The 16,362-nt window shown below is 66.5% G+C and carries 12 protein-coding genes; 9 read left to right on the top strand and 3 right to left on the bottom strand.

The window, feature by feature from the left end; all coding sequences use genetic code 11:
• Nucleotides 1-4: 4 nt before the first annotated feature.
• Together IEW19_RS05400 and IEW19_RS05395 are read right to left on the bottom strand one after the other, a co-directional pair.
• Nucleotides 5-874 (bottom strand): aldo/keto reductase, encoded by an 870-nt coding sequence (locus tag IEW19_RS05400; protein ID WP_188570641.1) that lies wholly within the window; start codon nucleotides 872-874, stop codon nucleotides 5-7.
• Nucleotides 875-893: 19 nt separating this feature from the next.
• Nucleotides 894-1,859, bottom strand: a complete 966-nt coding sequence (locus tag IEW19_RS05395) for a sugar-binding transcriptional regulator (protein WP_188570640.1) — start codon at nucleotides 1,857-1,859, stop codon at nucleotides 894-896.
• Nucleotides 1,860-1,985: 126 nt separating this feature from the next.
• Here IEW19_RS05395 and IEW19_RS05390 point away from each other — a divergent pair, with 126 nt between their 5' ends.
• The 3 genes from IEW19_RS05390 (at nucleotide 1,986) to glpK (ending at nucleotide 6,199) form a co-directional block, all read left to right on the top strand.
• On the top strand, nucleotides 1,986-3,800 hold the full coding sequence (locus IEW19_RS05390) for a glycerol-3-phosphate dehydrogenase/oxidase (protein ID WP_188570639.1): 1,815 nt from the start codon (nucleotides 1,986-1,988) through the stop codon (nucleotides 3,798-3,800).
• A 92-nt stretch (nucleotides 3,801-3,892) separates the two neighbouring features.
• Nucleotides 3,893-4,642, top strand: coding sequence for an MIP/aquaporin family protein (locus tag IEW19_RS05385; RefSeq protein WP_188570638.1), 750 nt, complete (start codon nucleotides 3,893-3,895; stop codon nucleotides 4,640-4,642).
• Nucleotides 4,643-4,684: 42 nt separating this feature from the next.
• Nucleotides 4,685-6,199, top strand: coding sequence for a glycerol kinase GlpK (gene glpK, locus IEW19_RS05380; RefSeq protein ID WP_188570637.1), 1,515 nt, complete (start codon nucleotides 4,685-4,687; stop codon nucleotides 6,197-6,199).
• 64 nt (nucleotides 6,200-6,263) lie between these two features.
• On the opposite strand, the gene IEW19_RS05375 is transcribed toward glpK, so the two are convergent.
• Nucleotides 6,264-7,823: an FAD-dependent oxidoreductase gene (locus tag IEW19_RS05375; RefSeq protein WP_229748348.1), complete on the bottom strand. Its 1,560-nt coding sequence runs from the start codon at nucleotides 7,821-7,823 to the stop codon at nucleotides 6,264-6,266.
• Between the two features lie 254 nt (nucleotides 7,824-8,077).
• On the opposite strand from IEW19_RS05375, the gene leuS reads away from it, so the two are divergent.
• The 6 genes from leuS to holA all read left to right on the top strand — a co-directional run bounded on the left by leuS (nucleotide 8,078) and on the right by holA (nucleotide 16,315).
• Nucleotides 8,078-10,600, top strand: coding sequence for a leucine--tRNA ligase (leuS, locus tag IEW19_RS05370; RefSeq protein WP_188570635.1), 2,523 nt, complete (start codon nucleotides 8,078-8,080; stop codon nucleotides 10,598-10,600).
• Nucleotides 10,601-10,687: 87 nt separating this feature from the next.
• Complete coding sequence (locus IEW19_RS05365) at nucleotides 10,688-11,689, top strand: DegV family protein (RefSeq protein ID WP_188570634.1); 1,002 nt, start codon at nucleotides 10,688-10,690, stop codon at nucleotides 11,687-11,689.
• Nucleotides 11,690-11,918: 229 nt separating this feature from the next.
• Complete coding sequence (locus tag IEW19_RS23395; RefSeq protein ID WP_229748347.1) at nucleotides 11,919-12,110, top strand: hypothetical protein; 192 nt, start codon at nucleotides 11,919-11,921, stop codon at nucleotides 12,108-12,110.
• A gap of 267 nt (nucleotides 12,111-12,377) precedes the next feature.
• Nucleotides 12,378-13,256, top strand: coding sequence for a ComEA family DNA-binding protein (locus IEW19_RS05355; RefSeq protein ID WP_188570633.1), 879 nt, complete (start codon nucleotides 12,378-12,380; stop codon nucleotides 13,254-13,256).
• Between the two features lie 390 nt (nucleotides 13,257-13,646).
• Nucleotides 13,647-15,365: a ComEC/Rec2 family competence protein gene (locus IEW19_RS05350; RefSeq protein WP_229748346.1), complete on the top strand. Its 1,719-nt coding sequence runs from the start codon at nucleotides 13,647-13,649 to the stop codon at nucleotides 15,363-15,365.
• Complete coding sequence (gene holA / locus IEW19_RS05345) at nucleotides 15,299-16,315, top strand: DNA polymerase III subunit delta (RefSeq protein WP_188570631.1); 1,017 nt, start codon at nucleotides 15,299-15,301, stop codon at nucleotides 16,313-16,315. Before IEW19_RS05350 ends, holA begins: the two co-directional genes overlap by 67 nt.
• Nucleotides 16,316-16,362: the final 47 nt, after the last annotated feature.

The raw sequence follows: 16,362 nt of genomic DNA, 5'->3' as shown, positions 1-16,362 counted from the left end.
CGGCCTAGTTGACGTTGTCCGGATGGGACCCGGTGCGCTGCCCGCGGTCCAGCGCACTGATGGCTGCCAGATCGCGTTCGGAAAGCTCAAAGCCGAAGACGTCAAGGTTCTCCTTGATGCGTGCTTCAGAGCTGGCCTTGGGGATGGCGATATTCCCCAGTTGAATGTGCCAGCGAAGGAGCACCTGCGCTGGGGTCCTGCCGTGCTCGGCCGCGCAGGCCTGGATGGCGGGATCGGCCAGCACCTGGCCGCGGCCCAGCGGGCTCCACGCTTCCGTCCGGATGCCCAGTTCCGCATGCTTGGCGCGCAGTTCCTCCTGCTGCAGCCACGGATGCAGTTCGATCTGGTTGACGGCGGGGACCACCTCGGAGGTTTGAAGCAGGCGGTCAAGGTGGGCGGGTTGGAAGTTGCTCACGCCAATGGCACGGACCCTGCCTTCGCGGTAGAGCGTTTCCATGGCGCGGTAGGTTTCCGGGAACAGCCCCCGGCGGGGGCAGGGCCAGTGGATGAGGTACATGTCCACGTAGTCCAGTCCCAGGTTGACCATGGAATCATCGAAAGCACGCAGCGTCGCGTCGTAGCCGTGGTGGTCATTCCACACCTTCGTGGTGATGAACACGTCCTCCCGGCTCAGGGACGGGAACCGTTCACCCGAGCCGCCGCTGCCGGTCCCTGCAACCAGCTGCGAACTGATGCCCCGCGCCACGCCGGTTTCGTTCCCGTACATGGCGGCGGTGTCGAAATGGCGGTAACCGGCGGCGAGCGCGGTGGCCACCAGCCCTTCCGCGTCTGCTGCCGGCACCTTGTACAGCCCAAAGCCGAGCTGGTCTATCAGCACGCCGTTGTTCAGGCTGAGCCGGGGTGAGGTTCTCATGGCAACGACTCTACCCACTTCAGCTGGTCAGTCCCTCGTAATCGACCAGGCGGCGTGCGGTGGCTTCGTCGAGGATCAGGTCGGTGGCGAGCCTCGCGGCCAGCGCGCCACGCAGGCCGTTGATCTTGGACACCCCCGACACCACGCAGATCCTGCGGCGCACCTGCCGGAGCTGGGCAAGTGCCGGGCCGGTGGACCGTTCGTTCAGGACGATCCCGTCTGATGACCCGTCGCCGCGGAAGAACACGGTGGCAACGTCGCCCACCACGTCGGAGTTGGCCAGGGCGTTCAGGTCGTCCTCGTCCAGATATCCGCCGGCGTACACGTGGCTGGGATAGTCGGCGTGGACGGACCCGACACCGAAAATGGCGATGCTCATCTTGGCCTGCAGTTCCAGGACGCGCTGCACGCTGCGTTCATTCCACATGGCTGTCTTGGTGGCGGCGTGGTCGAAGAAGGCCGGAACAGGGAACTGCTCCACCCGGGCGCCGTACGCGCTGCCGAACCTGCGCATGATGTCGCTCGCGTAGGTAATGCCCGTGGTGTGCATGTTCCCGGCACCGTTGAGCTGGACGATGACGCTGTCGTGCGTGATCTTCCTGGTGAGGTGCCTGCTCACCGCGCTGAGCGTTGAACCCCAGGCCACACCGATGATCGCATTGGAGTCCACCACGGGTCCGATGGTCCGTGCCGCCTGCATGGCCACCCGGTCCAGGGTTTCGGCTTCATTGAGGGTCCCGAGGATGGGAACCACATGCACGTCCAGGTTGTAGCGGCGCCGGATCATGCCCTCCAGTTCGGGGCCGGTGTCCGAGGGGTTTCGAATCTGGATCTGCACCAGGCCCGATTCCCTTGCGGAGGACAGAAGGCGGGAGACCGTGGACCGGGAGGTGCGCAGCTCCCGTGCGATCGCGTCCATGGTGAGGTCCTGCAAGTAATACATTTGTGCAGCTCGGAGGGCATCTTGGTCCCGGGAAAGTGCCATCTCACTTCCGTTCTGCACGTTTGTGCATAGTGCTTGACTCCATTTTCCATTTCTCCAAACAATAGAGCAGAACGGCGGCGTCCACCCAGCGGCGGCCGCATCGCACAAAGCCCCAAGGGAGTCGTTTTGGGACCCAAGGATTCAACTGTTCAACCTTCTGTAACTGCGCCCCGGCCAGGGGCCCAGCGAAATGCAGTCCAGAACCTGCGGCGGCGTCCGCACGCCAAAGTGCTGGTGGTGGGTGGCGGCATCAACGGAGTGGGCACGTTCCGCGACCTGGCCCTGCAGGGCGTCGACGTCGCGCTGGTGGAGCGCGGTGACTACTGCCAGGGGGCAAGCGGTGCGTCCTCGCACATGATCCACGGCGGCATCCGGTACCTGGAGAACGGAGAGTTCCGCCTGGTCCGGGAGTCAGTGGTGGAACGCAACCGACTGCTGAAAATTGCCCCGCACTACGTCAAGCCGCTGCAGACAACCATCCCGATCTTCAGCACATTCTCCGGCATCCTGTCCGCACCGCTGCGCTTCCTGACGCACAAGCAGCAGGGCAAGCCCAAGGAGCGCGGCGCGTTCCTCATCAAGGCCGGACTCAGCCTTTACGATTCTTTTTCCAGGGACGGCGGGACTGTCCCGCGGCATCAGTTCCGCACGCACAAGGCCGCCCTCGAGGAACTGCCCGCCCTCCGGCCGGACGTCAAGTACACCGCCACGTACTTCGACGCGTCCGTCCACAACCCCGAGCGGCTCACCCTAGACGTCCTGCAGGACGGAGAAAAGGCGGGCCGCTCCCAAGGCGCCAGCTCCCAGGGTGACACGGCCCGGGCCAGCAACTACCTCTCGCTGCAGTCCATGTCTCCGGCTCCCAACCCGGGGACCGGCCGGGGCAGCACAGTCCGCCTCCGCGATGAACTCACCGGGGAAGAATTCGACTTCACGGCAGACATCATCGTGAACACCACGGGGGCGTGGGTGGACCTGACCAACCAGGCAATGGGCGCGGCGTCGTCCTTCATGGGCGGCACCAAGGGCTCCCACATTGTGCTGGACCACCCGGGCCTCCTGGCAGCCTGCCGGGGACGGGAGATCTTTTTCGAGCACACGGACGGCCGAATTGTCCTCATCTACCCTATGGGGGACCGTGTGCTGGTGGGCACCACGGACGTTGACGCGGACATGTCAGAGGACGCCGTCTGCACCGATGAAGAAATCCAGTACTTCTTCGACCTGATCGGCCACGTCTTCCCCTCGATCGACGTAACGCCGGACCATATCGTCTACACGTTTTCGGGCGTCCGCCCCCTGCCAAGCCATGACGCCACCCAGCCGGGCTTCGTTTCCCGCGACTACCGGATTGAACGGCGCGCTTCGGGAGCAGACGGAAGCGGCGCCGTCGTGCTGAGCCTGGTGGGCGGCAAGTGGACCACCTTCCGCGCCCTTGCCGAGCACCTGACCAACGATGTGCTCGCCGAACTCGGCGGGCAGCGCAAGGTTTCGACGGCGCAGCTCCCCATCGGCGGCGGCGCCGGCTTCCCGGCCGACGAAGCAGGCGTGCAGAAGTGGATCAAGGCGCACATGGCCGCCAACCGGGACGCAGACCGCACCGCCGGACTGCTGACCCGCTACGGGACCCGGGCCGAAGCAGTCATTGAATACCTCGGCTCCGGACCTGACCAGGCTTTGCGCTCCACCCGCGAGCTCAGCGTGCGCGAACTGGAGTTCATGGCGGCCAATGAGCAGGTTGGCCATTTGGTGGATGTCTTCATCCGGCGTACCTCCCTGGCCTTCCGGGGCCTCGTCACCGGAGAACTCCTCAACGAAGTGGCGGAGGTGCTGTCCGTCCCGCTCGGGTGGGACGCGTCGGCGCGAGCCGCTGAGATCAAGCACGCCCAGGACGTGCTGCAGCGTTCCCACCGCGTGGAAACGCACAGCCTGGTCTCCTAAAGGCCGGGCAGCCGGCCGGGGCGCGCCAGCGTCCCGGCCCAACGGTCCTTCACCGGCGGAGGACCGATAACTAAACAAAGAAGGAGTCAAAGATGTCTCTAGGAATAGTCTTCCTCTCCGAAGTCTTTGGCACGGGCATGCTGACCCTGTTGGGTTGCGGCGTCGTTGCCAACGTGGCTTTGCGGGGGACAAAAGGCAACAACGGTGGTTTCCTGATGGTCACGTGGGGGTGGGGAATCGCTGTTTTTTGCGGTGTCTTTGTCGCCGCCAAGTCCGGCGCACACCTGAATCCCGCCGTCACCCTCGGCCTGCTGCTCAATGGCAAGGCTGAGTATGCTCCGGGGGTCGCCGTGGACTTCGCCTCCACCCTGACTTACTTCGGCGGCGAAATGTTGGGCGCGTTCCTGGGCGCCGTGGCCTGCTGGCTGGCCTACAAGCAGCATTTCGACGACGAACCGGAACCTGCCGGCAAGCTCGGGACCTTTTCCACTGGCCCTGCCATCCGTTCCACCCCATGGAACCTGATAACCGAGATTATCGGTACTTTTGTCCTCGTCTTCGTCATCCTGACTTTGGGAGGCACCCCCTCGGGACTCGGCCCGCTCGCCGTAGCCCTGCTGGTTGTGGGCATTGGCGTGTCCCTCGGCGGGCCCACGGGTTACGCCATCAACCCTGCGCGCGACCTCGGACCCCGCATCGCCCACGCAGTGCTTCCCATCCGCGGCAAGGGTCCCAGCGACTGGGGCTACTCCTGGATCCCCGTGGTTGGTCCGCTTGTCGGCGGCGCCCTCGGGGGCCTCGTTGCAAGGATTGCCCCGATCATCATCACCGCAGCTTCCTAAACCCCCGGCAACCAGATCAACAGATAAGACAAGGACGTCATCATGAACCAGTACGTAATCGCCATTGACCAGGGCACCACCAGTACCCGAGCCATCATCTTCGACCACAGCGGCGCCATTGTCTCCTCCGGCCAGATGGAACACGAGCAAATCTTTCCGCAGGCCGGCTGGGTGGAACACGACGCTTCGGAAATCTGGAACAACACCCGTGAGGTCATCGGCTCCGCCCTCTCAAAGGCGAACCTGACACGGCACGATATTGCCGCCGTCGGTATCACCAACCAGCGCGAAACCGCCGTGGTGTGGGACAAGACCACGGGCAAGCCGGTGTACAACGCCATCGTCTGGCAGGACACCCGCACACAGGACATCGTGGACCAGCTGGCAAAGGACGGCGGCGCGGAACGCTTCAAGCAAAAGGTAGGCCTGCCGCTGGCCACCTATTTCTCCGGCACCAAGATCAAGTGGATCCTGGACAACGTGGACGGCGCCCGCGAAAAGGCGGAGGCCGGAGACCTGGTCTTTGGCAACACCGACGCCTGGGTCCTGTGGAACCTGACCGGCGGCGTGGACGGCGGCGTCCACGTCACCGATGTCACCAATGCCTCCAGGACCCTGTTCATGGACCTCGAAACGCTGCAGTGGGACGACGAAATCCTCGGGATCTTCGGCGTACCGCGCAGCATGATGCCGGAGATCAAGTCCTCCTCAGAGGTCTACGGCGAGGTCCACGGATCCCAACTGCTCCGCGAGACGCCGGTGGCGGGCATCCTGGGCGACCAGCAGGCCGCCACCTTTGGCCAGGCCGCCTTCGATGCCGGGGAAGCCAAGAACACCTACGGCACGGGCTGCTTCCTGATCTTCAACACGGGCGAGGAAATTGTCCACTCGAAGAACGGGCTCCTCACCACAGTTGGCTACAAGCTCGGCGACGCCAAGCCGCACTACGCCCTCGAAGGCTCCATTGCCGTCACCGGCTCCCTCGTCCAGTGGCTGCGGGATAACCTGGGCATGATCAGCAGCGCCCCGGAGGTGGAGGCACTTGCCGCGTCGGTCAGTGACAACGGCGGCGTGTACATCGTCCCGGCGTTCTCCGGACTCTTCGCCCCGTATTGGCGCTCGGACGCCCGCGGAGCGATCGTGGGGCTGACCCGGTTCGTCAACAAGAACCACATTGCCCGGGCAGCGCTGGAGGCCACCGCGTTCCAGACCCGCGAGGTGCTGGACGCGGTCAACGCGGACTCCGGCGTGCCGCTGAGCGAGTTGAAGGTCGACGGCGGCATGGTGGCCAATGACGCCCTCATGCAGTTCCAGGCGGACATCCTGGGCGTCCCGGTCATCCGCCCGAAGGTCATCGAGACCACCGCGTTGGGGGCTGCCTACGCGGCAGGCCTGGCCGTCGGGTTCTGGAAGGATCTGGGTGAGTGCTCGGCCAACTGGTCAGAGGACAAGCGCTGGGAGCCGCAGATGGACAAAGCCGAGCAGGAGCGCCAGATGCGGCTCTGGAAGAAGGCCGTCACCAAGTCCATGGACTGGGTCGACGAGGACGTGCGGTAGGTCCAACCGTTACGGGGCCGCCTGCCGATTCCGGCGGGCGGCCCTGCCGTGTCATGCCAGCCCGTCAGGGTGCGGGGCGCGGCGGCAGATCCTCGGTGGCGGGCCCCTGGATGACCCTGCCCTCCACATCGAACCGGGAGCCATGGCAGGGGCAATCCCATGTACGCTCTCCCCGGTTGAAGCCCACAGTGCAGCCCAGATGGGTGCAGATCGCTGATAGCGTGTGAAGGTTTCCCCCGTCATCCCTGAAGCACGCCGTGCTGGTCCCGGCGGTCTCGAGCACCGTTCCGTCGCCAGGACCCAGGTCCGCTATCCGCCGGTCCTGGTCGGCCTGGGGAACGTTGGGCCCGGCCCCTGCTGCCGGGGCGCCTGCTGGGCCGGCCCCGCTTCCGGTCCGCGGCGTGCGGTTGCTGTCAAACAAGGGCGCCCAGTCGTTCGGAGTGCCATTGAGCAGGTCCGCCAGCATCAGGGCGGCGGCCGTTCCGTTCGTCAGGCCCCATTTGCGAAGCCCCGTGATGACGAAGGCGTGCCGGCTGTCCGGGTTGAGTGGCCCGGCGTAGGGCAGGCCGTCCTGCGGCATGGCGTCCTGGGTGGACCAGCGGTATGCCGCGCTCCCGGCCCCGAAGCGGCTGCGTGCATATGCGGCGAGGCTGGCGTGGCGCGGCGCCGGATCCAGCTGTTCGCCGGCCGGGTGCCCCTCACCGCCGACCAGCAGGTACGTCACCCCGTTCAGCCGCACGGTCAGTAATGAGCGCATGGGCTCATCGGCACTGATGAAGGTGGCATCCATGGGAGGGGTGTCCACCGGCGCGGCAACAATGTAGGAGCGGTGCGGCTGGCACAGTGCTGCGAACCGGCCACGGTCTCCGAAGGGAACATTCGTCGCCACAATGGCATCGCCTGCCAGCACTGTTCCGTTTCCTGCGGTCACCTTGACCGGCGTCCCCTCCTGCAATGCAATGGCACGCGTCCCTTCGAAGACGAAGCTGCCGCCGCCGTCCACTGCGGCGGCCAGTCCCTGGAGGTACTGGACGGCATGAATCTGGGCCTGGCCGTCAAACCGGACGGCGCCGGGCACCGCGAACGGCAGGGGTACGTCGGCGGTGAACGCGGCGGGGAGGCCGAGCCTGGCGGCAAGCGCGGCTTCTGACCGTAACAGCGGCAGCGTGTCCTCACTGCTTGCGAAGGTGTAATTCGCAACCCGGCGGAACCCGCAGTCGAGGTTTTCGTCCGCCACCACTTCGGCGATGTGTTCCACGGCAGCCTGGTTGGCGAGCCCATAGGTTTCGGCTGCGGACGTGCCATGGCTGTCTTCCAGGGCGGTGTAGGCCAGGCGGTGCAGGGACGTGACTTTGCCCGTGGTGTGGCCGGTGACACCCGTACCAATGCGGCCGGCGTCCAGCACAGCCACCGAGCGGCCCGAACGCTTGAGCGCCAGTGCTGCCGTCAGCCCGGCAATCCCACCCCCGATCACTGCCACGTCCACCTCCACGGTGCCGCGCAGTTCCGGGAAGTCCGTGGCGCCGGCGGTTGCCACCCAGAGGGAGAGCGGCGCCCCTTCGGGGAGGCCACCCGTTGCTTCATCCGACATTTCCGCCGCCTCCCAACGTTGTGCAACGATCATGCGCGTTTGTTTGGGGCGGCGCAACGGGCCGCGGGGCTGTGCTGACACGGGCGACGTGCGGGTGCGCTAAAGTAGATCCATGCGTGCGATCCTTCTGCTTAGTTAGCCGCCGGCTCCGAAAATCGGATAGCTGAGCGGCAGCCCCTCCATGGAGAGGGGCTTTTGTGTGTCCGGGGCATGGTGCCGGGCCGGAAGCAGGAGGATCAGGCCGTTATGGCAGCACAGATGCCGTAACAGAAAAGAAGAGGGCAGCAGTGGGCGTTCAGCCGGAGACAGAGACCGGAACAACAGCAGTATCGGCGGAGCCTGACGAGGGCGCATACAGTTTCACCGCCATGGAGGCCAAATGGCCCCAGGTGTGGGAAGACCTGAAGGTCTTCACCCCGGTGGACGACGGGTCCCGGGAACGCCGCTACGTACTTGACATGTTCCCGTATCCGTCAGGCGACCTGCACATGGGGCACGCCGAAGCATTCGCCATGGGCGATGTGGTGGCCCGCTACCTGCGCCAGCAGGGCTATGACGTCCTGCACCCGATCGGCTGGGACTCCTTTGGCTTGCCCGCCGAAAACGCGGCGATCAAACGCAACGCCCACCCCAGCGAGTGGACCTACGCCAACATTGACACCCAGGCGGCATCCTTCAAGCGGTACGCCATATCTGCCGACTGGTCGCGGCGCCTGCACACCTCCGATCCCGAGTACTACCGCTGGACCCAGTGGCTGTTCAAGCGCTTCTACGAACGCGGCCTGGCGTACCGGAAGAACTCGCCGGTCAACTGGTGCCCCAAGGACCAGACCGTCCTGGCCAACGAGCAGGTTGTCAACGGTGCGTGCGAGCGCTGCGGCACCACCGTCACCAAGAAGTCACTCAACCAGTGGTACTTCAAAATCACTGACTATGCGGACCGCCTGCTGAACGACATGGACGAGCTCCGTGGCCACTGGCCCGAGCGCGTCCTGGCCATGCAGAAGAACTGGATCGGCCGGTCCGAGGGTGCGCACGTCAACTTCGTCATCGAGGCCGACGGCGGGAAGCCCGCCAAGGACGTCACGGTCTTCACAACCCGCCCGGACACCCTGTACGGGGCAACCTTCTTCGTCGTTGCCGCTGACGCGCCGCTCGCCGTCGAACTTGTCACGGAGGAGCATGCCGCTGCCCTGGACGAGTACCGGGAACGGGTTAAGGCGCTCTCTGAGATCGAACGCCAATCCACTGAGCGCGAAAAGACCGGCGTCTTCACCGGACGCTACGCCATCAACCCGCTGAACGGAGAGAAGCTGCCTGTTTGGGCCGCCGACTACGTCCTGGCGGATTACGGCACGGGCGCCATCATGGCCGTTCCAGCCCACGACCAGCGCGACCTTGACTTTGCCCGCACGTTCGACCTGCCTGTGCGCGCTGTCCTGGACACCGGCGAAGAGGATCCCGCTGTTTCAGGAACGGCCACTGCGGGGGAGGGCACCCTGATCAACTCCGGGAGCCTCGATGGGCTCCCGAAGGCTGAGGCCATTCCGGCCGCAATCGCAATGCTGGAGCAGCAGGGCACCGGCGAGAAGTTTGTGAACTTCCGGCTCCGCGACTGGCTGCTGAGCCGCCAGCGGTTCTGGGGCACCCCCATCCCCATCATCCACTGCCCGTCCTGCGGCGAAGTCCCCGTTCCCGATGAGGAACTGCCGGTGACCTTGCCCGCTGACCTGCGCGGCGAGGACCTGTCCCCGAAAGGCACCTCACCGCTGGCTGCGGCCGAGTCCTGGGTCAACGTGGAATGCCCCTCCTGCCATGGCCCGGCCAAGCGGGACACCGACACCATGGACACCTTCGTCGACTCCTCCTGGTACTTCCTGCGCTTCGTCTCTCCGCACTACACCGAGGGACCCTTCGACCCGGAGAAGATCAACGACTGGATGCCGGTGGGCCAGTACGTCGGCGGTGTGGAGCACGCCATCCTCCACCTCCTCTACGCCCGCTTCTTCACCAAAGTCATCCACGACCTGGGCATGATCGATGCCGACGAACCGTTCAGCGCACTCCTGAACCAGGGGCAGGTCCTCAACGGCGGCAAAGCCATGAGCAAGTCGCTGGGCAACGGCGTGGACCTCGGCGAGCAGCTCGACAAGTACGGTGTGGACGCTGTACGCCTGACCATGATCTTTGCCTCTCCGCCCGAGGACGACGTCGACTGGGCTGACGTCTCGCCGTCGGGCTCCGCGAAGTTCCTTGCCCGTGCCTGGCGCCTGGCCCAGGACGTGGCCACCGAGCCCGGGGTGGACGCCACCACCGGCGACCGCGCACTGCGGTCGGTAACGCACCGCACCATCGCCGACGCTGCTGAGCTGCTGGACGCCAACAAGTTCAACGTGGTGGTGGCCAAGCTGATGGAGCTGGTCAACGCCACCCGTAAGGCGATCGACACCGGTGCGGGTGGGGCCGACCCCGCCGTCCGTGAAGCTTCAGAGGCTGTCGCCGTCATCCTCAGCCTTTTCGCGCCCTACACCGCCGAGGACATGTGGAACCTGCTGGGCCACCCGGCGTCGGTAGCGAATGCAGGCTGGCCGGCCCACGATCCCGCGCTCCTGGTCCAGGACACGGTGACCGCAGTCGTCCAGGTGCAGGGCAAAGTCCGCGACCGGCTGGAGGTATCCCCGGACGTCTCGGAGGACCAGTTGCGCGAGCTGGCCCTGGCATCGGAGAACGTCCAGCGTGCCCTGGACGGCCGGGGCATCCGCACCGTGATTGTCCGTGCCCCTAAGCTGGTCAACATCGTTCCGGCATAGCTGCTGCACCCGCAGTAACGTACCGGCCGCCGGGAAATTCCCGGCGGCCGGTGCTGCCTGAGCCGGACACCGTCTCCAGGAGGCCCCTTGCCCGACAGTAGCGCCGCCGCGTGGCCGTGGGTACGTGCACGCCTTTCGGGGCTCCGTCCCGCTGCCCGGCCGGGGACCAGGCGTGCAGGCGGAGGCGCTGCCGTGGTGCGCACCGCCGTCGTCACCGACTCAGCTGCCGCCCTGCCGGCGCACTATGTCAGCGGACTTCCGTGGGACGGGATCCTCACCGTGACGCCGATGCCCGTCATGGTGGGCGAGGAAATCTACGGCGAGGGCGAAGACGACATCCTGGAGACCATCGCCGTGGCACTTGCGGCGGGGACGCCGGTCAAAACGTCCAGGCCGTCACCGGGGCAGTTCGAGCAGGCCTACCGCGCTGCCGAGCTCCGGGGATTTGAAGGGATCGTTTCTGTCCACATTTCGGGCGAACTGTCCGGCACCGTCGATGCAGCGCGGCTGGCAGCGGCCAGGGTGGGAATTCCGGTGGAAGTGGTGGACACGGAAACCGTCGGCATGGCGCAGGGGATGGCGGTGCAGGCTGCGGTGGAGGCAGCGTCAGCCGGGGCCGACCGAGCCGCTGTCGCCGCCGCGGCGGCGGCCCAGGCGAAACGTACCAAGGTCTTCTTCTACGTGCCCAGCCTGGAACAATTGCGGCGCGGCGGACGGATCGGGGCGGCGGCGTCGCTCCTGGGCACCATGCTCGCCATCAAACCGATCCTGGCAGTCGACGGCGGCAGGATCGTCCCGCTGGAAAAAGTGCGTTCAGCTGCCAGGGCCGTGGCGCGGCTCGAGGAGATCGTGGTGGCGGCGGCCGCGCCGCGTCTGGATGATTCCGTGTGCCTGGCCGTACACCACTTTGGCAACCCGGAAGAGGCGGAGAGCCTGGCGGCCAGGCTGGAAGCGGCTCTTCCCGGGTGTCCTCCAGCCCAGATCAGCTCCCTTCCGGCGGTCCTGGCCGCCCACGCAGGGCTGGGCGTCCTTGCGGTCATCGTGGGCAGGTGGTCCAGCCGGCCGGATGGGGGAGCGCACCGTGACTGACCAATGCTTATCGGCTGACTCGGGTGAAGGGGGTATCCAGGGCAAGTCGGCGTTGGACCGGGACCATCGCCTGGGTCCTGCTCCTGCTTTCCTCGATTGTCCTGATAGGCATCGGCCTGGCGAGGACGCTGTTCTTCATCTGGTCACCGACACCAGCCATGCTCGAAGACGCCAGGATCGGTGGGCTCTTCATCGACGCCGGGTGTGCGCTGTCCCTCGCGGCCGCCGCATGGTCGCACCTCGCGGCAACACAGTGTGGGTTACGGTCTGCGTGGGGCTGCCTGGAATCCTGGTGGGTTGGGCGGCACTGGCGAGCCCGCAGAGCATGTTGCGACACCTCGCCGCCGTCGTGGCGTTTCCGCTGGCCCTGGGCGGTATAGCCGAGGTCATCTGGGCGCGCGGCTACCGCCAGAGGGGTTGAGTTGTCCATCTGCGTTGGCTTCAGCGGCAGGATACGGTGACGCCGGGTTGTGGCTGTGTTGTTCGTGGAGACCCGGCCGGTCGACGCCATCGCCTTCCACCATGACCTTCTGGGTACCGACGACCCGAAGAGTTTCTTTTCAGTTTCCGGGTAGTGCCTGGAACGCTGAACAAGGTGTTTTCAGCAGCCACGTCTGTGCCGCGAACCTTTCCACATAGGGCGTTTGGCGTCTGCCGGGCAGCAGGCAGCATTTCCTAGGGTGGAGCCATGTCACGCCGGGATGCTGGAGCAGCAGGTCAGGGGGCGCGCCATGCGAGGGCTCGGCTCCAGGCGACCTTGGGGGAGTCACGCCCCGGGCTTTTGGAGGACGGCCTTGACGGTTTTGAGTACGGCGGTGCCGGCGATGCCGCCGGAGCTGAAAGCGGGAGTAGTTCCGGTGGGGCCCCTTCGCTCCGGTGGCGGGTGGGGTCCCGCGTCGCCGCGCTGTTGGGTGCACTGGCGGTGGTGGCCGGGGTCTGGTTTTGGTGGCAGGCGGGTGCCGCCATCCCGGAGGTCCTGCCCCTTGGCGGGGCCAGTTCCGGTGGACACGCCGCGGCGCCAAGTGAAGGGCCCGCAGCGGACAGTACTCCGGGACCTCCCTCGGGTCCAGATCGTGGGCAAGGCGAGGCCACACCTACGGGGCTGCTGGTGGTCCACGTGGCCGGAGCCGTCGCCAAGCCGGGAGTCATCCGGCTGCAGCAGGGCAGTCGGGTTGATGACGCCATTGCTGCTGCAGGCGGTGCCATGCCGGACGCCGACGTTAATCGGTTGAACCTGGCACTCATGGTGGAGGACGGGCAGAAAATCTACGTTGCCCGGCACGGGGAGCCGATATCCGTACCGCCAGATGTCTCCGGTTCAGCTGGTACTGGTTTGAGCGGGACAGGCCAGCAGGGGGTACACGGCACTATCGGTGGAAAGATCAACCTCAATACCGCGGATGCTGCGGAGCTGGACACGCTGCCAAAAGTCGGGCCGGTGCTGGCCCAGCGGATCGTGGAATGGCGCAAGGAACACGGTGCGTTCAAGAGCGTCGAAGAGTTGGACGCGGTGGACGGCGTCGGCCCCAAGATGCTTGAGGCTTTGCTGCCCCTGGTGACGGTGTAGGCCGGGCCGATGGCAGCGAAACCAGTCACCAGAGGCGGGGGTGCGCGCACGACGGATCACAGCGGCGCACAAGGACGTCACAGTCCCTGGAACCGGTTCGTCGAATCTGCGGTGAGGGGTGCGGATCCAGAACCGAAGGGGCTGCCCTCTGCAGGAACCGGGGAAGCTCCGGGAGCAGCGACACCTTCCGGAACTTCGCGTCCCCGAACCGGGCCGCGCCTGCTAATTCCGGCGCGCCACCGGCGGGCCATTCACGCGTACTGGGCGGAGGTCGTGGGCCACGTTCGCCAGCGGTTAGCGGGTAGTGGCAGCGTCCAGGAAGAAGCTGATTCCAGTTGCGTCGGACCCCGGCGCCGCACTGACCTCCGCCTCGCGCTTCCGGCGGCGTTGGTGTGGACCGCCGCAGTATCCGGGCTCTGGCTTGCGCCCGCGGCCCTGGCCGCCCTGTGCTTCGCACTGGCGGCGCTCGGTGGCCTCTTCCTGGCCCGCGCGGCGAAGGGCGGACGGACGCGAAAAGCGCGTGCCGCCGCCGGCCGCCCGGCAGGGCCGGGGACATGCAAGGCCCCGGGACGGAGCTTTTCCGCCGCGCTGGGCGTGTCCCTGGTCCTGGCAGCTGCGGCCGCAGCCCATTCGGCAACAGCGTCCAGCCAGCGGTTCGATGGGCCCCTTGCCGGGGCCATCGCCGCCGGCAAGTCAGCGGTCGCCGTCGTTGAGGTGGCGGGAAACCCGCGCGCCATTGCCGGCGGTGGAGGACCCGCGGGGCGTTGGTCAGTGCCGGTATGGACGCAGGAAGTGACCACGGGCGGGGTCCTGGTGCGGACACGGGCCCGGATCGTGGTCATGGGTGGTCAGGGCTGGGGCAGTGTGGTGCCTGGCCAGACCCTGCGCGCAGCGGGCAAGCTGAGGCCGGCAGACCCCGGCGAGCAGGAGGCAGGAACGCTGGCTGCTTCGACGGCTCCGGGCAGGGCGACGGGCGGCTCCCTGTTGGAAGGCTCGGCGCGGGAACTCCGCGCGCGGTTCGTTTCGGCATCGGATTTCCTGGCCGCTGATGCGCGGGGACTTCTTCCGGGAATGGTGACCGGTGATACCAGTGCGCTCGACGAGGGACTGAACAACGCGATGAAGGCCGTGGGCATGACCCATCTGACAGCGGTCAGCGGGGCAAACTGCAGCTTGGTACTGGGGGCGTTGCTCCTGCTGTGCCGGCGGTTCCGGCTGCCCCGCGCCCCTGCAGCAGCCGCCGCCCTTGCCGGACTGGCCCTGTTCGTGGTCCTGGTGGGTCCCGACGCCAGCGTGCTGCGTGCCGCGCTGATGGGGGCCATTGGGGTGGCCGCCCTGGCCGGTGGACGTTCAGGACGCGGGTTGAGCTTCCTTTGCCTCGCTGTCATTGGGCTCCTGCTGGTGGAGCCGGCCCTTGGCACGAGCTTCGGATTCCTGCTGTCCGTACTGGCCACGCTGGGGATCATACTCCTCGGTCGACGCATCATTGACTGGATTCCGGTGGCAGTTCCGCGGTGGCTGGCTGCCGCGGTTGCAGTCCCGCTGGCCGCCCAGCTGTTGTGCGGACCGGTCATTGTCCTCCTGCAGCCCCAGTTCGCAACCTACTCGCTGGCGGCCAATGTTGTAGTGTCCCCGCTGGTTGCCCCCGTGACCTTGCTGGGAACGGCAGCCGTGCCACTGCTGGTCCTGCTGCCGTGGGCGGCCACGGCGCTCATAGCCGTGGCGGGAACGTTCAGCGCAGGCGTCGCCGCCACAGCCAGGTTCGCGGCGCAGCTGCCGGGATCTGCGCTTCCCTGGCCCGAAGGAATGCCCGGGCTGCTGTCCATGGTGCTGCTGTCGATGCTGACATTTGCCGGGGTATGGGCGGCTGCCCGGCCCCTGCAGCTCATCCGCAGGGTCCGGAAGGCGCACGCCTGCACGGTGGCGCTGATTGGGAAGCTGGAGCTGCGGCTCCAACGGTTCCACCGCGTCCTGGGCTTGGACCCCGGGCGCAGACGTGGCAGGCTGGGATATCGCAATAAAACCTCCGGAAGGGACCTTCGATGGCCGCTGCGCAAAAGCGAGCAACCCGCTCCCCGGCATCGAACACAGCCTCCTGGCGGGACATAGCCCCGGCCCAGATCGTGTTGGTGAGTGGTCCGGAGGAGTACCTGGGTATCAGGGCCATGGACAGGATCCGGTCCCAGGTCAGGGCCGCCGCGCCGGACGTGGAATTGAGCCGCATCAACGCGGCCGGGTACGAGGCCGGCACCCTGGCCATGCAGGTGAGCCCGTCACTGTTCGGTGAGAGCAAACTCATCGAAGTGGAAGCTGTGGAGGGGATGAATGACGCCTTCCTTGCGGACGCCCTCCGTTACCTGCAGCAGCCGGAACAGGACGCCGTCGTCGTGCTCCGCCACGCCGGCGGAGCACGCGGCAAGAAGCTCCTCGACGCGGTCAGGAAGGACGGCTGGCCGGTGGTCGACTGCCAGCCGCTGAAGAAGGACGCGGACAAGGTTTCGTTCGTCACGTCGGAGTTCAGGGCAGCCGGACGCCGCATCAACCAGGACGCCGTGCAGGCGCTGGTGAATGCCGTGGGAGCGGACTTGTCAGAACTCGCCGCCGCCTGCGCCCAACTGATCGCAGACGCGGGGAGCACCGTAACCACCGACACTGTGGACAAATACTACGGCGGCCGGATCGAAGCCACGGCGTTCAAGGTGGCCGATGCCGCAATGGCAGGAAACGCCCCGGTGGCGTTATCGACGCTGCGACACGCCCTTGCCACCGGTGCTGACCCGGTGCCCCTGGTTGCTGCCCTTGCATCGAAGCTGCGGACAGTGGCGCGGGTGGCAGGCGCGTCCGGATCGTCCGCGCAGATTGCCGCTGAACTCGGGATGCAGCCCTGGCTGGTGGAGCAGGCGCAGCGGGACGTCCGGCGCTGGACCCCTGAAGGCCTGGTGCGGTCCATCCAGGCCACGGCGGAGGCTGACGCGCAGGTGAAGGGGCTCTCCCGCGATCCTGTGTACGCCGTCGAGCACGCCGTGACAGTGATCGCCATGTCGGTCCAGGGCAGGTAGCCCCTTCAACCCACCATCAGTTCCTGCTGCATTTGCGCGCTGCTCCA

The organism is Arthrobacter liuii (assembly GCF_014639275.1).
GTDB lineage: Bacteria > Actinomycetota > Actinomycetes > Actinomycetales > Micrococcaceae > Arthrobacter > Arthrobacter liuii.
Note: the sequence above shows the minus strand (reverse complement) of the source record. Positions and strands in the feature narration are given on the sequence as shown.